The organism is Hydrogenophaga sp. BPS33, assembly GCF_009859475.1.
Taxonomy (GTDB): Bacteria; Pseudomonadota; Gammaproteobacteria; order Burkholderiales; family Burkholderiaceae_C; genus Hydrogenophaga.
Map to the genome: position 1 here is coordinate 5,123,103 of NZ_CP044549.1, position 15,090 is coordinate 5,138,192.

Genomic DNA, 15,090 nt, shown 5'->3' on the forward strand with positions numbered 1-15,090 from the left:
CTCAGTTCCTTATCGACGCTGAAAGGCGGGGTGGGGGCAATCTCCGCCAGTCGGTCCAAGCCGATAGCCGTACTTCCAGGCCCTCCACCCCAACACCTCAACCATACAAGCCGGACCCTTGATGCCTCTGGATTCAGGCACGCGCCGGAAAGGACACAGCGCTTGGTCGGCATCAACCGTCGATCTTGACGGTCTTGCCCACTTCCTTCCATTTCATCAGGTCCTTTTCCAGGTACTCGCGAAAGGCGGCAGGTGTGGTCGTCACCGGCTCGACGGAAAACCGGTCACGCATGTGTTCGACCACTTCGGGCATCGCCCCCACCTTGTTGAACGCCTGGTTGATCTTCTGGATGACCGCTGACGGCATGTTCGCCGGACCGACCAAGGCGTAGTAGCTGAAGCCGTCCATGCTTTTCAGGGCAGCGTTGGAGCCGGCCTCGGCCATGGTGGGCACATTGGGCAAGGCCGGCAGCCGGCGGGTGTTGGTCACGGCAATGGCGCGCACGCGCCCGTCGTTGGCCAGTGGAATGGCGGTCTGCGCAGGCGCCAAGCCAAACTGGACTTCGCCCGAGACCACCGACTGCGCAGCTTCGGGTGACGACTTGTACGGGATGTGGGTCATCTTGATGCCTGCGCCCTGCATGAAGTACTCGACTTGCAAGTGGCTGCCGGACCCCACGCCGGACGACGAGAAGTTGACCTTGCCTGGGTTCGCTTGGGCGTAGGCCACGAAGTCGCTGACGGATCGCACCGGCAGTGCAGGGTTCACGTAGAACACACCCGGTGCCGTGGCGACCATGGCCACGTGGCTCAGACTCGTCAGTGGCTCATAGGGCAGGTCCTTGCGTATGCCAGGGCCGATCGAGAGCGCCCCGCCCGCGGCCAGCCACAGCGTGTAGCCGTCGGGTGGCGACGCGATCAATGCGCGCACCGCTTGCAGCTCCGAGGCACCCGCCTTGTTCTCCACGATCACAGGCGTATTGAGTTCCTGGCGAAGGTGTTGTGCGTAGAGGCGAGCGATCAGATCCGAACCGCCGCCGGGGGCAAATCCGATCAGGATCTTGATGGGTCGGCTGGGAAAGTCCTGGGCATGCGCCTGCCCCATCCACAGGGCGACCATGCCCAGCAGCGCGCAAGCCGCAACACGGCCGCAAATTGAATTCCACGACACGGAGGTCTCCTTGTTGAAGGCTCTGCCCATGGCTGCATCGAATGCCAGCACGTTCTGATGTCCCCTTGCAATGGCGCGCGGGCCATCGTAACGAGATCGCCTCGACAAGACCAAGACCGATGCGTTATCCAGCTATTCGGTTTTTCCATACTGAGCAAACGGCTCGACCACCGCGTGCCCTGCCTCGAGGTTGCGGCTTAAAGGTGCAGTAGCTGGCGGGCCTCGTCCGCATTGGCGACCTGTCGGCCCGCATCGCGTGCGTACAGGGCCAACTGGGCGATCAGTTGGCCGTTCGACGTTGCCTTTGCGCCATCGGGCAAATAGAAAGTGTCTTCCAGTCCCGAGCGCAGATGGCCACCCATCTCCGCGCATCGACGATGCAGGGGCCAGATCTCCTGGCGCCCGATGGCCGTGACCTGCCAGTTCGCGTCAGCCACGGCGAGCCTGGTCAGGATGGGCAGCAGGTCGGGATCGGCCGGCATGCCCGAAGACACGCCCATCACGAAGTTGTATTCCAGTGGCCCGTCGTACATGCCCACCTGGCGGTACATGTCGACACATCGGACGATGCCCACATCGAAGCACTCGAACTCGGGCAAGCATCCCACGGAGGCCATCGCGTCGATGAAGTCCTTCACCTTCGCGGGGGCGTTGTCGAACATCATCGGGGGCCAGGCCCAGGTGCCATCCGATTTGACCTTGAGGTAGTTCAACGACCCCGCATTGCACGCAGCCATCTCCGGACGGGTCTGTCGGATGCACGCCAACGCGCCACCATAGTCCGGGCCCACCACGCCAGTCGTGTGGTTGATGATGACCCCGGGGCAAGCCTCGCGAATCGCGTCTTGGATGTCCTTCGATACCACGGGGTCCCAACTCGGCAGGTGGCCCTTGCCCGGCGCTTGCTGCCGGATATGGATGTGCATCACCGTGGCGCCCTCGTTCCAGGCGGCCTTGGCTTCTGCGGCCATTTGCGCTGGCGTGACGGGCACGCCATGTTGATGTGGATCGGTGAGCACGCCGGTGAGGGCGCAGGTAAGGACGACTTTGTCGGACATGGAAACAGCCCTTCGTTTCTGGAGATCAACGACCGGCGAAGACAGGTCGTCGCTTGTTGTTGAATGCGTCAAACCCTTCTTTGGCGTCTTCCGACAGCGCGAGCAAAGGGACCTGCCCCTCGACACACGATAGACCTTGATCGACCGTCATGCCAACCATCTGGCGCATGAAATTCTTCCCGCGTCGCATCGCGGTGGGCGACACGCGCGAAAGCACCGGCACGAGCTCCAGGGCACTTGCCCTTCAAGCCCCGCCCGACGCCACCAGGCCCTGCGCCACCGTCGGATAGCGCAAACGCAAGCGCAGTTCGTCTTTCATGCGTTGGTTACTCAAGCGCCGCGACTCGCTCATGAAACTCAGCAGCACCAGCGGCAACTGGTCACCCGCGGCATCGCGTGCCACGCGCTGCGGACGGGGCAGGCCATAGAGATCGGCCGCGAGGTCGAAGTAGTCGCCCATCTTGAGCTCGGTGTCGTCCACCACGTTCACATTGCGCTGCGGCCGCCCCCGCCAGAGCGCGAGCACACAGGCGCGCGCCAGGTCGTCGGCGTGGATGTGGTTGGTGTACACGTCGTCCTCGGCGCGCAGCACGGGTGTGCCGCGCTCCAGCCGCGCGCGCGGCGTGCCACCCTCGCGATCGGGCGCGTAGATACCCGGGATGCGCAGGGCCGTGGTGCGCACGCCGGTGGCGCGGCCCACCCAGTGCACCGCCGCCTCGGCATCAACCCGGCGCCAGGCGCGGGGCGTGAGCGGCTGCGCGGGCGTGGCTTCGCTGGTCCAGCGGCCTTGGCGATCGCCATAGACCCCCGTGGTGGAGCCATACACCAGCGCGCTGGGCAAGGACCGCTGCAACAGCGCCTGTCCCAGCGCACGGGTGCGCGGGTCGAGCCGCCAGTCGGCCTGTTCGCCCGAGGGGGGCGGCGCCAGATGCAACACGCGGGTGGCCAGGCCGGCCAGGCGGCGCAGGCTGCGCGCGTCGTCCAGGTCGCCTTGCAACGGGGTGATGCCCAGCGCGCGCATGGCGGGCACGCGCGCGGGGCTGGAGGTCAGCGCCAGCAGGCGCACGCGCCGACCACCCCCCAGGACATGGGCGGCGCGCTGGCCGACATCACCACAACCCACGATCAGGACCCGTTCACGCCGGAAGCGCGCAGGCAAAGCGCCGAGAAGGCTCATGAGAAATCCGAATTTGAGACAATGGCCGGTTGCTGCGAGCGCCTCGCCGCCGCCGGCCTTTCCATTTTTTCAGCCCGCCAGTATGACATTCACGATCACCGTCGAGCCCAGTGGGCGCACCTTCACCACCGAACCCGAAGAGTCCATGCTCGCAGCCGGCATCCGCCAGGGCATCGGCCTGCCCTATGGCTGCAAGGACGGGGCCTGCGGTTCCTGCAAATGCAAGTTGGTGTCGGGCAGCGTCACGCACGGCCACCACCAACCCAAGGCGCTGAGCGCCGAGGAAGAAGCCGCCGGCTATGTGCTGACCTGCTGCGGCGTCGCGCACAGCGACGTGGTGCTCGAATCGCGCCAGGTCACCGAGGCCGGCGCATTCCCGATCAAGAAGATGCCGGTGCGCGTGAATACGCTGGAGCGCGCGTCGCACGACGTGATCGTGCTGCGCCTGCAACTGCCCGCCAGCGACGCCTTCCAGTACCACGCCGGCCAGTACGTCGAATTCCTGCTGCGCGATGGCGACCGCCGCAGCTACTCCATGGCGAATGCGCCGCACACGCAAGCCGTGCAACCGGGCCTGGAGCTGCACCTGCGCCACATGCCCGGTGGCAAGTTCACCGACCACGTGTTCGGTGCGATGAAGGAGCGCGACATCCTTCGCATCGAAGGGCCTTACGGCAGCTTCTTCCTGCGCGAGGACAGCGACAAGCCCATCATCTTCCTGGCCTCGGGCACCGGCTTTGCGCCGATCAAGGCGGTGATCGAGCACATGCAGCACAAAGGCATCACGCGCCCCGCCACCGTCTACTGGGGCGGCCGCCGCCCGGCAGACCTGTACCAGAGCGCCTGGATCGAGGCCCGCCTGGCCGAGATGCCGAGCCTGCGCTACGTGCCGGTGGTCTCCGACGCGCTGCCCGAAGACGCCTGGACCGGTCGCACCGGCTTCGTGCACAAGGCCGTGCTGCAGGACTTCCCCGACCTCTCGGGCCACGAGGTGTACGCCTGTGGCGCGCCCATCGTGGTCGAGTCGGCGCACCGCGACTACGTGGCCCAGGCCGGACTGCCCGACGAAGCCTTCTTCGCCGATTCGTTCACCAGCGCCGCCGATAAACTGGACTGACACCCCCGCCGCGCTGCGCGCGTCCCCCTCAAGGGGGGCAGCGCCTGCGGCCCGTCCTGAGCTTGTCGAAGGGCGGTGCCGCGGCACTTCTGGTTTTGATTTCACCCCATCGGAGACAACGACATGCTGAACCGCCGCCAACTCATCACCCGCACCGCGCTCGCTTCCGCCAGCGTCGCCCTGCCCGGCCTCGCCCTGGCGCAAGCGAACAACACCACGCGCATCGTGGTGCCCTTCGCCGCGGGTGGCCCGATCGACGTGACCGCGCGCATCCTCGCCGATGCGGTCAAGGGATCGCTGGGCACGGTGATCGTGGAGAACCGGCCCGGCGCGGGCGGCAACATCGGCATGAGCGCGGTGGCCAAGGCACCCGCCGACGGGCTCACGCTGGGTGTGGCTACCACCGCCTCGCACGGCATCAACCCCTGGCTGTTCAAGCAGTTGCCCTACGACCCGGCGAAGGATTTCGCCGGCATCACGCAGATGCTCAGCGTGCCCAACGTGCTGGTGATGAACGCCGAGACCGCCGCGCGCCTGAAGATCCAATCCGTGGCCGACCTGATCGCCTACGGCAAGGCCAACCCCGGCAAGCTGAACTACGGCTCGGGCGGCAACGGCAGCGCGGGCCATCTCGCGGGCGAGCTGCTGAAGAACCAGGCCGGCATCTTCGCCGTGCACATCCCCTACAACGGCGGCAACCCCGCGCAGCTGGGCCTGCTCTCGGGCCAGGTCGACTTCAACATCGACAACCTCGCCACCGCCGCGACCAACATCCGCTCGGGCAAGCTCAAGGCCCTGGCGGTCACCACCGCGCAGCGCAGCAGCGCGATGCCCGACGTGCCCACCGTGGCCGCCACCCTGCCCGGCTTCGAGATCGACACCTGGTGGGGCCTGGTCGCGCCGGCCGGCACGCCGGCCGACGTGGTGCGCAAGCTCAACACCGCGTTCGCCGATGCGCTGAAGTCGGCCGAGGTGAAGACGCGCTTTGCCGCGTTGTTCGCCGAGCCCGCGCCGAACACCCCGGAGCAGTTCGACGCGTTCATGAAGCGCGAGCGCGCGAAGTACGAGCGCCTGGTGAAACTGAGTGGTGCGAAGGTCGACTGAGTCCACCTGCCACGCCCGCTCCATGCAAAAGCCCCGCTGAGCGGGGCTTTTGTGTATCTGGCGGGGTACGGCCTCAACCCAGGCGCACCGGCACGAAGATGCGGTCGCCATCGCGCTGGATCAGCAGCGCCAGCGATTGCCGGTCCTTGCCCAGCATCGCGCGCACCTGCTCGACGCTCTGCACCTTCTGGCCATTGACGGCGAGCAGCACGTCGCCCTGCTGCACGCCCGCCAGCGCGGCCGGGCCCTGCGCGTCCTCGACCAGCAGACCGCCCTCCACGCCGACCGCGCGCTGCTCCTGCGGCGCAAGCGGTCGCAACGCCAAGCCAAGGCGGCCTTGATCGGCGCCCTTCTGGCCCTTGGCCGCCACCGGGGTCTTGGCGCTGGCATCGCCCAGTTGCGCGTTCAGGGTCACGTCCTTGCCTTGGCGCCACACGGTCAGCTTGACCTTGTCGCCGGGCAAGGACTGGCCGATGTACGCGGGCAGATCGCCCGAGCCCACGATGGCCTGGTCGTTCACTTCGCGAATCACGTCACCCACTTTCAAGCCCGCCTTGTCGGCGGGGCCACCGGGCTCCACGCTGGAGACCAGGGCACCCGCGGCTTTGTCGAGCTTGAACGATTCGGCCAAGGTCTGGTTCACCTCCTGCACGGACACGCCCAGGCGCGCATGGCTGGCCTTGCCGGTGGCGACGATCTGGTCCTTCACCTTCAACACCGTTTCCATCGGGATCGCGAACGACAGGCCCTGGTAGCCGCCGGTATGGCTGTAGATCTGCGAGTTGATGCCCACCACTTCGCCGCGCGCATTGAACAGCGGGCCACCGGAGTTGCCGGGGTTCACCGCCACGTCGGTCTGGATGAAGGGCACGAAGCTGTCGTCCGGCAAGGAGCGCCCCTTGGCGCTGACCACGCCGGCGGTCACGCTGTTCTCGAAACCGAAGGGCGAGCCGATGGCCAGCACCCATTCGCCCACCTTGAGGTCCTTGGTGTTGCCCAGCGGTACCACGGGCAGGTCCTTGGCGTCGATGCGCAGCACCGCCACGTCGGTCTTCGGGTCCGAGCCCAGCACCTTGGCCACGAACTCGCGCCGGTCGGTGAGCTTGACGGTGACGCGCTGCGCGTTGCGCACCACGTGGGCGTTGGTCAGCACCAGACCGTCGGCGCTGATGATGAAGCCCGAGCCCTGGCCACGCGTGGGCGCTTGGCGACCACCTTGTGCGCCCGGTCCCTGGAAACGTTTGAAGAACTCGAAGAACGGGTCGTTCGGGTCGATGCCCGGGATCTGGTTGGAGGCTTGTTGCTGTTCGTCGTCGCCGGCTTTGCCGATGACGCTGATGTTGACCACGGCCGCGCCGTGGCGCTGCGCGATCTGGGAGAAGTCGGGCAAGCCCGCAGCGTACAGGGGCGTGGACTGCGTGGCCACCGGCGCGTTCGCATTGGCCGCCGCGTTGGCGTGGGTCCCGCTCACCAGCCCGACGCTGGCGCCACCGACGATGCCTGCGGCCGCCAGGGACAGCACCAGGCGCGTCGCGGTTAGAGACAAGGTTTTCATGAGAGCTCCTTCAGCAAGGACAGGTTGAACATGTCCTCGAATATGGGCCCTCAGAGTTAGAGGATTCTTAGGCTGCGGGCCGATCGAGCGGCAGGCGCAGCCCGATGCGCAGGCCACCCAGGCGCGGTGAGCGGTCCAGTTCGAGCCGGCTTCCGTGCAGCTGCGCGATGGCGTTGGCAATGGCCAGGCCCAGTCCGCTGCCGTTGGCGGGTGATCCGGGCAGGCGGTAGAAGCGGTCGAGCACGCGGGCACGGTCGGCGTCGGGAATGCCGGGCCCGCTGTCTTCCACGCAGAGCAGGAGCCGATCGGCTTCGCGCCGCACCGACACGTCCACCGTGCCGCCTTCGGGCGTGTACTTGAGCGCGTTGTCCACCAGGTTGCCGAGCAGGATGCGCAGGGGTTCGGCGTGGCCCAGCACCTGTCCCGCATCGGCTTGGCCCAGGCCGAGGTCGATGTGGCGCGCGTTGGCGCGCGGCACCGCGTCGGCGATCACCTGCGCCGCGAGTTCGGCCAGCGAGACGGCCTGCGCGGGCTCGCCGCTGGAGGGTTGCGCCTGCTGGCGGGCGAGCATGAGCAACTGCTCCACCAGGTGCGTGGCCCGGTCGATGCCGGCGAGCAGGCGCTCCACCGCCACCTGGCGCGTGTCGTCGTCGCGCGCGCGCTGCAGCCCTTGCGCCTGCAGACGCAACGCGGCCAAGGGTGTGCGCAGTTCGTGCGCGGCTTCGGCCACGAAGTTCTTCTGCGCATCGAAGGCCTGGCGCACGCGTGCGAACAGCAAGTTGAGTTCGTGCACGAGTGGCTGGATCTCGTCGGGCAAGCCCGCCTCGCTCACCTCGCCGAGTTCGTCGGCCTCGCGCGCGGCCACCTGGCGCCGCACGCGCGCCACCGGCGCCAGCGACATGCTCACCACCGCCCAGGCCACCAGCATGAGCAAGGGCGCCATCCAGGCGATCGGCAGCACGGTGCGCCAGGCAAGCGCGCGCGCCATGATCTGGCGCGGACGCATGTCCTGCGCCACCTGAACCACTTGCGTGCGCGATTGCATCGAGAACACGCGGTAGGGTCTGCCGTCGACTTCGATGTTGGAGAAGCCCAGCACCGCACGCTGCGGCAGGTCGGCGCGCGTGCCGGACTGGAACACACGCAGGCCGTCGCTGGTCCAGACCTGTACGAAGAAATCGAACGCATCGGCAGGCAGGCCCGGTTCGTCCAGGGGCGAAGGCCTGCCCGGCGGCACGACGCCCGCGCGCAGGGCTTGTGCCATCTGCTCCATGTGGTAGTCGAAGATGCCGTCGGCCTCCGCCCTCGCCTGCCGGTACACCACAGCCGCCTGCAGACCGGCCGCGAGCACGATGGCCAGCAGCAGCAGGCCGATCAGGCGTGCGCGCAGCGAATGGATGGCGAACACGCGCACAAGCCTCATGCCTTGGGGATCATGTAACCGACGCCGCGCACGTTCTGGATCAGTCCGGCGCCCAGCTTCTTGCGCACGCCGTGGATGTACACCTCCACCGCGTTGCTGCTCACGTCGTCTTTCCAGCCATAAAGCTTTTCTTCGAGTTGTGCGCGTGAGAGCACGCGCCCCGGGCGCGCGATCAGCGGCTCGAGCACGGCCCACTCGCGCGCCGAGAGCACCACGGGTTCGCCCTGCAGGGTCACCTCGCGCGTGGCGGTGTTGATGCTCACGCCCATGTGTTCGTACACCGGCTCGGCACGGCCAGCGGCGCGGCGCAACAGGGCACGGATGCGCGCGAGCAGTTCGTCGAGGTCGTAGGGTTTGAGGATGTAGTCGTCCGCGCCCGCGTCCAGGCCTTGCACGCGCTGCTGTACCGAGTCGCGGGCGGTGGCAATGAGCACAGGCACGCGGTTCTTGCGGGCGCGCAGTTCGCGCAACACCTCCAGCCCGTCGCGGCGCGGCAGGCCCAGATCGAGCAGGATGAGGTCGTAGCTTTCCGCTTGTGCGGCGGTCGCGGCCATCTCGCCGTCGCGCACCCAGTCAACCGCGTAGTGCTCGGCGCGCAGCAGGTCCAGCACGGCCTCGCCGATCATGGTGTCGTCTTCGACCAGCAGCAGTCTCATGGATGCGCGTTCTCCAGATCCGTGGTTGTCGAATGCCCCGACGGGGCACCCCGTCTGCATGATGCGGGATTTCGCTTAGAGCGGCCTTATTTTTACCGCGCAACGCGGGGGGCAAATGCAATCCACCCGGAGCACGTGCCTGTATCCAGAGACACCAAGGGACGGCGCCGGCCCAAGATGCCGTCCCCCCTCCAAGCGCCGAAGGTGCGCTACGGAGAAAAGAAGCTGGGCCATGCGCGCAGCGGCATGGCAGCTTTGCATGTCTCCGGCGAGCGTGCCCCTCACCCCAACCCTCTCCCCAGAGGGGCGAGGGAGCAAGACACGCAACGCGAGAAGTATCTTCGTCCAGAGGCAACGAGGGACGGCTGCGCCGGCCCAAGATGCTGTCCCCCCTCCAAGCGCCGAAGGCGCGCCAGAGAGGGGGGAAGCCGCGTCAGCGGCGCAGGGGGGTGTTTCAAATCACGCGCCGTCGAGCAGTTTCTTCACGTCCCCAGCCAGCGCCGCCGCGCCACTGCCGTAGCGGTGGTACAGACGGATGCGGCCTTGCGGGTCGTAGACGTAGCTGCCGGCCGAGTGGTCCATGGTGTAGCTGGTGGGCGTAGGACCGTCGACCTTCTTGTAGTACATCTTGTAGCTCTTGGCCAGCGCGGGCAGCGCGTCGGGTGCCGCGTACAAGGCGAGGAAGCTGGGGTCGAAATTGCCCACGTATTGCTTCATCACCTCGGGGGTGTCGCGCTCGGGATCGACACTGACGAACAGGCCTTGCAGGCGCTCGCCGTCGGGGCCGAGCAGGCGCTTGGCTTCGGCCAGTTCGCTCATGGACGTGGGGCACACGTCCGGGCACTGCGTGAAGCCGAAGAACATCACGACCGCCTTGCCCTTGAAGTCGGCCAGGGTGCGGGGCTGGCCGTTGTGGTCGGTGAGCGAGAAGCCGGTGGCGTAGTCGGCACCGGTGATGTCGATGCCGGCGAACGCGGCCGGCGCATCGGCCTTGTCGGTACAGGCGGCCAGGCCCAGCGTGCCCAGGCCCAGGGCGAGAAGTTGTCGGCGGTTCATGAGGTCTTCAGACATAGTGGTCGACCAGCAGGGCGGCAAACAGGGCCGCGAGGTGGATCAGGGAAAAACGGAAGGTCTTGCGCGCGAGCGCATCGGAGTAGTTGCGCCACAGCGCGAAGGCATAGGCGCAGAAGCCGATGCTCAACACGACAGCCACCACCAGGTAGATCCAGCCGCTCATGCGCATCACGAAAGGCATGAGGCAGGCCGCGAACAGCACGAAGGTGTAGAGCAGGATCTGCAGGCGCGTGAACTCGGAGCCGTGCGTGACCGGCAGCATCGGCAGGCCCGATTTGCGGTAGTCCTCGACGCGGTAGAGCGCCAGTGCCCAGAAGTGCGGCGGTGTCCAGAGGAAGATGATGAGGAACAGGATCAGCGCTTCCGGGGCGACCGTACCGGTCATGGCGGCCCAGCCCAGCACCGGCGGCATGGCGCCCGACGCACCGCCGATCACGATGTTCTGCGGCGTGAGCGGCTTGAGGATCACGGTGTAGACCACCGCATAACCGACGAAGGTGGCGAAGGTCAGCCACATGGTCAGGGGGTTGACGAGGAAGTACAGCACGGCCGACCCGCCCGCGCACAGCGCGGCGGAGAACGTGAGCGTGTGGGCGTTGGTGAGTTCGCCCTTGGCGGTCGGCCGCCAGGCGGTGCGCTTCATCTTGGCGTCGATGCGCTGCTCGACCACGCAGTTGAACGCCGCCGCCGCACCGGCCACGAGCCAGATGCCGAAGCAGGCGATGGCCGCCAGCCTCACCTGCTCCCAGGTGGGCAGGCCGGGCACGGCCAGCACCATGCCGATCAGCGCGCAGAACACGATGAGCTGGATCACGCGCGGCTTGGTGAGCGCGTGGTACTGGCGCCAGACCGAAGGCAGGGCCACGGCAACAGATGGGGTGGGTGCGGAACTCATCGAAGGGGCGTGGAGAAGGGCGTAGGAGAAAGTGTCGATGCGGGGTGGTGCGCGCTCGCGCGGCGCGTGCCGGCGAGCGCGCCGGTAAGCACGATCACCAGCGCGGCGGCACCACCCGTGTGGCCCACGGCGGCGAGCAGCGGCCAGTCGAGCACCACATTGGTCAGGCCGCTGGCGAACTGCCACACGGCCAGCAGCAGCAGCCCGCGCGCGGTGGCGCGCATGCCGTCCACCCGCCACAGCCGCCAGGCCAGCCACAACAGGGCGGCCAGCACGCCATAGGCCGCAAGCCGGTGCACGTAGTGGATCGCGGTGAGCGCGGGAAAGGCGATGGCTTCGCCCAGGTGGTTCAAGCCCAGCTCGCGCCAGAGGGTGAAACCTTCGCGCAGATGCATCTCGGGCCACCAGCTGCCCTGGCAGGTCGGGAACTCGCTGCAGGCCAACACCGCGTAGTTGGTGCTGACCCAGCCGCCGAGCGCGATCTGCAGCCACAGCAATACATACACGCCCAGCAGCGCCCAGCGCAACCGGCCGGGCAGGCCCACCGGGGCGCAGTGGCCGGGCTCGGCCAGCGCATAGGCCGTGGCTTGCGCGCGCAGCAGCGCCAACAACACCAGGCCACCGAGCAGGTGCAGGGTGACGATGGCCGGGAACAGCTTCATGGTCACAGTGAGCGCGCCGAAAGCGCCCTGCAGACACACCCACACCAGCGTGAACAAGGGCCACACGTACGACACGCTCAAGCGCTTGCGCTCGACCAAGCTCACGAGGGAGAGCACCAGAATCAGCACGCCCACCGCCGTGGCCAGGTAGCGGTGGATCATTTCGATCCAGGCCTTGGAGAAGGTCACGGGGCCGTGCGGCATGGATTCCTGCGCGGCCGCGATCGCACTGCTCGCACCCACCGGGCTCACACTGCCATAACAGCCCGGCCAATCGGGGCAGCCCAGGCCGGAATCGGTCAGGCGGGTGAAGGCGCCGAACAGCACCAGGTCGAAGGTCAGGAACAGCGTGACCAGGGTCAGCACCCGAAGGCGCTGCGCGGGCGGCGCATGGCGGTTGCGCACCCACACCCACGCCAGTGGGCCGAGCGCGATCACCACGCCCAGAAACATCATGCGCGCGATGGGGGTGAGGTCGTAGAGCGGCTGCGTGTCCATGTCAGTTCGCGTCCCTGCCCTCTTTGTCCCAGGAGGACGAGGCGCGCAGCAAGCGGTCCAGATCGCGCTTGGCCTGCGCCGGATCGAGGTTGGCGGGGAAACGCATCATCCAGTTGCCCAAGGGATCGACCACATACAAGTGGTCTTCGATGTTCTGACCCGGCGCGGGCTGCAGCCAGGTGGCCAGCGCCGGCGCGTCGACTTTGAGCACCTGCGCGGCCACCGTGGCCTGCTGCAAGGACGCGGGCAGGGCCGCATCGCCCGTGCGCAGCCAGACCCAGTCCAACCGGTCCTTTTCGCGCCCCAGCATCTCGCGCAGCTGGCGTTGCAGGTACAGGCGCTGCACGCAGGCCTCGTTGCAGGCACCGTCGGACACGCTCACGAGCAACCATTGTTTCTTCAACGCGTCCAACGGCACGGCGCGGCCCTGGGTGTCGATGCCCGTCCAGTTCGGCAACGGGCGCTGTGGGTCGATCAACTCGCCATAGTTGGTGCGACCCTGTGGGCGCACCACGTAATACATGAAGTACGACGCAATGACCGGCGCGGCGCACACCAGCATCAGGCCCAGCATCTTCCAGCGACCCTTGCGCGTGGCGGCGGCCGCATCGGCGCTGGCGCGATCGAGCTGCGGCAGGCTGTGCACGGTCAGTGTCAGGGGTTCATCGGGCGTCTGTGCCATGGAGTCTGCGCTTTCGGCGGGGAGAGAGGATTTGGAACCAGAGATAGAGCGCGCCCGCAAGGGCACAGAGCGCAAACCACTGGAAGGCGTAACCGTGGTGCTTGCTCACGTCGACCGCGAAGCGGGGCCATTCGCGCAACAGGCCATCAGGGGCCGTCCCACCTGTCTGCAGGACGGACACGCCCAGCAGGGACAGGCCGGTTTCCTGAGCGTAGGCCGCGAGGTCGACATTTTGCCGGATCGGTCCCGTCGCATCGTCGCCCAGTTGGTATAGCTTGGCGGGCGGGGGGGCCAATCGCCCTTCGAGCTCGACGCGGCCGTTGGAGGTGGGCACATCGGGCACCCGCGAGCGGTCATTGAAATCGCGCGGCACCCAACCGCGCTGCACCAGCACCACGCGCTCGCTGCCTTCCAGCCGCAGCGGGGTCAGCACGAAAAAGCCCACCCGGGCGCTCATCTGGCGGTTGTCGAGAAAGACGTTGTGGCCGGGCATCCACGTGCCCACCAGGCGCACCGGACGGTACACGCCGGTCTGCGGATCGGCCGCAGCCAGCAGTTGCTGGGTGCTCCAGGCCGGCAAGGCCGCCCGCTCGTCGATCTGCGCCTGCAGCGCCAGCTTCTGCTTCGCGCGATCGAGTTGCCACAGACCCAGGGAAGCGGTGGCCGCCATCGTCACCACGGTGGCCACCGTGACGACCCAGAAACGCCAGGCGCTGCGCTGCGGATTCACTGGACGCCCCTCCTCGCTGCCATGCCCCTGCCACAGGCCCATGCCCGTCCTGGGGCCTTGCCCTGGAAGCGGATAATTGCGCGCATGAAGTACTTGGTCATCGCGGCATTCATTGCCATCCTTGGAAGCCTCGCCACCGCCCTGGTGTACATGATGCGCGGGGGCAGCGAAACCAACGAAGACGGCACGCCGCGCAAAAACCACATGGCGCGGGCGTTGGCGTTTCGAGTGGGGTTTTCCATCCTGCTCTTCGTGGTGGTGCTCGTCAGCTACCGCATGGGCTGGATCCAGCCCACGGGGTTGCCGCTGCGCGGTTAGCCTGCCCGGTTCCCGTCAACAAAAAAGCGCCTCTCGGCGCTTTTTCTTTGTGAGGGGCCGAGCAAGGTGGATCGACCACCATGACCCATTACATCCAGTAGACCAGGATGTACAGACCCAGCCACACCACGTCCACGAAGTGCCAGTACCAGGCAGCGCCTTCGAAGCCGAAGTGGCGCTCGGCGGTGAAGTGGCCTTTCTGCAGCCGCAGCGTGATGAACAGCAGCATCAGCATGCCCACCAGCACGTGAAAACCGTGGAAGCCGGTCAGCATGAAGAAGGTGGAGCCGAACACGCCCGACGAGAGCTTGAGGTTCAGATCGGCGTAGGCGTGGGCGTATTCATAGCCCTGCACGCACAGGAAGATGATGCCCAGCAGCACCGTCATCCACATGAAGGCGATGGTCTTGCCGCGGTTACCGACCTGCAGCGCATGGTGCGCGATGGTCAGCGTCACACCCGAGGTGAGCAGCAGCGCGGTGTTGATCGTGGGCAGCCAGAACGGGCCCATGGTCTGGAAGGGATCGACAATGCCGCCCGGCGAAGCCGTGGCGCCAGCCTGCACGCTGGGCCATACGGCAGAGAAGTTCGGCCAGATCAGCGAGTTGTCCAGACTGCCCAGCGCCGGCACCGAGTGCGTGCGCGTCCACCACAGCGCGGTGAAGAAGGCGCCGAAGAACATCACTTCCGAGAAGATGAACCAGCTCATGCTCCAACGGAACGAGAGGTCGATCTTGCGGCCGTACATGCCGGTTTCGCTTTCGTGCACCGCGTCGCTGAACCATTGGAACAGCACGAACAGCCAGAACACCAGGCCGAAGGCCAGCGAGTACGCACCCCAGCCGTGGCCGTTGACCCACTGACCCGCGCCCAGAATGACGAAGAAGAGGCCAATGGCCGCCATCACCGGGTGGCGCGAGGGACCGGGAACGAAGTAGTAGGGCGTCGTGCCGTGGGTTGCTGCTGACAT

Annotated in this window: 16 protein-coding genes; 3 read left to right on the forward strand and 13 right to left on the reverse strand. The window is 67.0% G+C overall.

From position 1 onward, the window contains the following. Positions 1–172: 172 nt before the first annotated feature. From F9K07_RS23585 to F9K07_RS23600, 4 genes are all read right to left on the reverse strand, one after another. On the reverse strand, positions 173–1,171 hold the full coding sequence (locus F9K07_RS23585) for a Bug family tripartite tricarboxylate transporter substrate binding protein (RefSeq protein WP_159595730.1): 999 nt from the start codon (positions 1,169–1,171) through the stop codon (positions 173–175). Between the two features lie 197 nt (positions 1,172–1,368). After that, complete coding sequence (locus F9K07_RS23590) at positions 1,369–2,229, reverse strand: 3-keto-5-aminohexanoate cleavage protein (RefSeq protein WP_159595731.1); 861 nt, start codon at positions 2,227–2,229, stop codon at positions 1,369–1,371. 25 nt (positions 2,230–2,254) lie between these two features. Next, positions 2,255–2,398 (reverse strand): hypothetical protein, encoded by a 144-nt coding sequence (locus F9K07_RS23595; protein ID WP_159595732.1) that lies wholly within the window; start codon positions 2,396–2,398, stop codon positions 2,255–2,257. A 75-nt stretch (positions 2,399–2,473) separates the two neighbouring features. After that, the gene (locus F9K07_RS23600) at positions 2,474–3,406 is read right to left on the reverse strand and encodes an SDR family oxidoreductase (RefSeq protein ID WP_159595733.1); all 933 of its coding nucleotides are present in this window, start codon (positions 3,404–3,406) and stop codon (positions 2,474–2,476) included. Positions 3,407–3,488: 82 nt separating this feature from the next. Between F9K07_RS23600 and F9K07_RS23605 the strand changes: the two genes are divergently transcribed. Together F9K07_RS23605 and F9K07_RS23610 are read left to right on the forward strand one after the other, a co-directional pair. Further along, entirely contained in the window at positions 3,489–4,523 is a 1,035-nt protein-coding gene (locus tag F9K07_RS23605; protein WP_159595734.1) for a CDP-6-deoxy-delta-3,4-glucoseen reductase, read from the forward strand. Positions 4,524–4,646: 123 nt separating this feature from the next. Beyond that, positions 4,647–5,627, forward strand: a complete 981-nt coding sequence (locus F9K07_RS23610; protein WP_159595735.1) for a Bug family tripartite tricarboxylate transporter substrate binding protein — start codon at positions 4,647–4,649, stop codon at positions 5,625–5,627. Between the two features lie 73 nt (positions 5,628–5,700). Here F9K07_RS23610 and F9K07_RS23615 read toward each other — a convergent pair whose 3' ends face one another. From F9K07_RS23615 to F9K07_RS23650, 8 genes are all read right to left on the reverse strand, one after another. Next, on the reverse strand, positions 5,701–7,182 hold the full coding sequence (locus F9K07_RS23615) for a Do family serine endopeptidase (RefSeq protein WP_159595736.1): 1,482 nt from the start codon (positions 7,180–7,182) through the stop codon (positions 5,701–5,703). Between the two features lie 67 nt (positions 7,183–7,249). Continuing rightward, a complete protein-coding gene (locus tag F9K07_RS23620) occupies positions 7,250–8,605 on the reverse strand; it encodes an ATP-binding protein (protein ID WP_159595737.1) in 1,356 nt (451 codons plus the stop codon). Next, a complete protein-coding gene (locus F9K07_RS23625) occupies positions 8,602–9,261 on the reverse strand; it encodes a response regulator transcription factor (RefSeq protein WP_159595738.1) in 660 nt (219 codons plus the stop codon). Before F9K07_RS23625 ends, F9K07_RS23620 begins: the two co-directional genes overlap by 4 nt. Positions 9,262–9,720: 459 nt before the next feature. Next, positions 9,721–10,317 carry an SCO family protein gene (locus tag F9K07_RS23630; protein ID WP_236581458.1) on the reverse strand — a complete coding sequence of 199 codons (597 nt, stop codon included), beginning with the start codon at positions 10,315–10,317 and terminating at the stop codon, positions 9,721–9,723. A gap of 7 nt (positions 10,318–10,324) precedes the next feature. Further along, a complete protein-coding gene (gene cyoE / locus F9K07_RS23635; protein WP_159595740.1) occupies positions 10,325–11,230 on the reverse strand; it encodes a heme o synthase in 906 nt (301 codons plus the stop codon). Next, positions 11,227–12,390 (reverse strand): COX15/CtaA family protein, encoded by a 1,164-nt coding sequence (locus tag F9K07_RS23640; RefSeq protein ID WP_159595741.1) that lies wholly within the window; start codon positions 12,388–12,390, stop codon positions 11,227–11,229. The genes cyoE and F9K07_RS23640 overlap by 4 nt, the downstream gene beginning before the upstream one ends. 1 nt (position 12,391) lies before the next feature. Beyond that, positions 12,392–13,072, reverse strand: a complete 681-nt coding sequence (locus tag F9K07_RS23645) for an SCO family protein (protein WP_159595742.1) — start codon at positions 13,070–13,072, stop codon at positions 12,392–12,394. Further along, positions 13,053–13,844, reverse strand: coding sequence for an SURF1 family protein (locus F9K07_RS23650; RefSeq protein ID WP_159595743.1), 792 nt, complete (start codon positions 13,842–13,844; stop codon positions 13,053–13,055). The genes F9K07_RS23645 and F9K07_RS23650 overlap by 20 nt, the downstream gene beginning before the upstream one ends. Positions 13,845–13,886: 42 nt before the next feature. Here F9K07_RS23650 and F9K07_RS23655 point away from each other — a divergent pair, with 42 nt between their 5' ends. Continuing rightward, positions 13,887–14,120: a twin transmembrane helix small protein gene (locus tag F9K07_RS23655; RefSeq protein WP_159595744.1), complete on the forward strand. Its 234-nt coding sequence runs from the start codon at positions 13,887–13,889 to the stop codon at positions 14,118–14,120. 88 nt (positions 14,121–14,208) lie between these two features. Here the strand turns inward: F9K07_RS23655 and F9K07_RS23660 are convergent, their stop codons facing one another. Beyond that, positions 14,209–15,090: a cytochrome c oxidase subunit 3 gene (locus tag F9K07_RS23660; protein WP_159595745.1), complete on the reverse strand. Its 882-nt coding sequence runs from the start codon at positions 15,088–15,090 to the stop codon at positions 14,209–14,211.

Excerpts from the sequence above, each read along its gene's own strand:
- F9K07_RS23590 (WP_159595731.1), bottom strand. The coding sequence starts at position 2,229 with ATGTCCGACAAAGTCGTCCTTACCTGCGCCCTCACCGGCGTGCTCACC.
- F9K07_RS23595 (WP_159595732.1), bottom strand. The coding sequence starts at position 2,398 with ATGCGCCAGATGGTTGGCATGACGGTCGATCAAGGTCTATCGTGTGTC.
- F9K07_RS23600 (WP_159595733.1), bottom strand. The coding sequence starts at position 3,406 with ATGAGCCTTCTCGGCGCTTTGCCTGCGCGCTTCCGGCGTGAACGGGTC.
- F9K07_RS23605 (WP_159595734.1), top strand. The coding sequence starts at position 3,489 with ATGACATTCACGATCACCGTCGAGCCCAGTGGGCGCACCTTCACCACC.
- F9K07_RS23610 (WP_159595735.1), top strand. The coding sequence starts at position 4,647 with ATGCTGAACCGCCGCCAACTCATCACCCGCACCGCGCTCGCTTCCGCC.
- F9K07_RS23615 (WP_159595736.1), bottom strand. The coding sequence starts at position 7,182 with ATGAAAACCTTGTCTCTAACCGCGACGCGCCTGGTGCTGTCCCTGGCG.
- F9K07_RS23620 (WP_159595737.1), bottom strand. The coding sequence starts at position 8,605 with ATGAGGCTTGTGCGCGTGTTCGCCATCCATTCGCTGCGCGCACGCCTG.
- F9K07_RS23625 (WP_159595738.1), bottom strand. The coding sequence starts at position 9,261 with ATGAGACTGCTGCTGGTCGAAGACGACACCATGATCGGCGAGGCCGTG.
- F9K07_RS23630 (WP_236581458.1), bottom strand. The coding sequence starts at position 10,317 with ATGAACCGCCGACAACTTCTCGCCCTGGGCCTGGGCACGCTGGGCCTG.
- cyoE (WP_159595740.1), bottom strand. The coding sequence starts at position 11,230 with ATGAGTTCCGCACCCACCCCATCTGTTGCCGTGGCCCTGCCTTCGGTC.
- F9K07_RS23640 (WP_159595741.1), bottom strand. The coding sequence starts at position 12,390 with ATGGACACGCAGCCGCTCTACGACCTCACCCCCATCGCGCGCATGATG.
- F9K07_RS23645 (WP_159595742.1), bottom strand. The coding sequence starts at position 13,072 with ATGGCACAGACGCCCGATGAACCCCTGACACTGACCGTGCACAGCCTG.
- F9K07_RS23650 (WP_159595743.1), bottom strand. The coding sequence starts at position 13,844 with ATGGGCCTGTGGCAGGGGCATGGCAGCGAGGAGGGGCGTCCAGTGAAT.
- F9K07_RS23655 (WP_159595744.1), top strand. The coding sequence starts at position 13,887 with ATGAAGTACTTGGTCATCGCGGCATTCATTGCCATCCTTGGAAGCCTC.
- F9K07_RS23660 (WP_159595745.1), bottom strand. The coding sequence starts at position 15,090 with ATGTCAGCAGCAACCCACGGCACGACGCCCTACTACTTCGTTCCCGGT.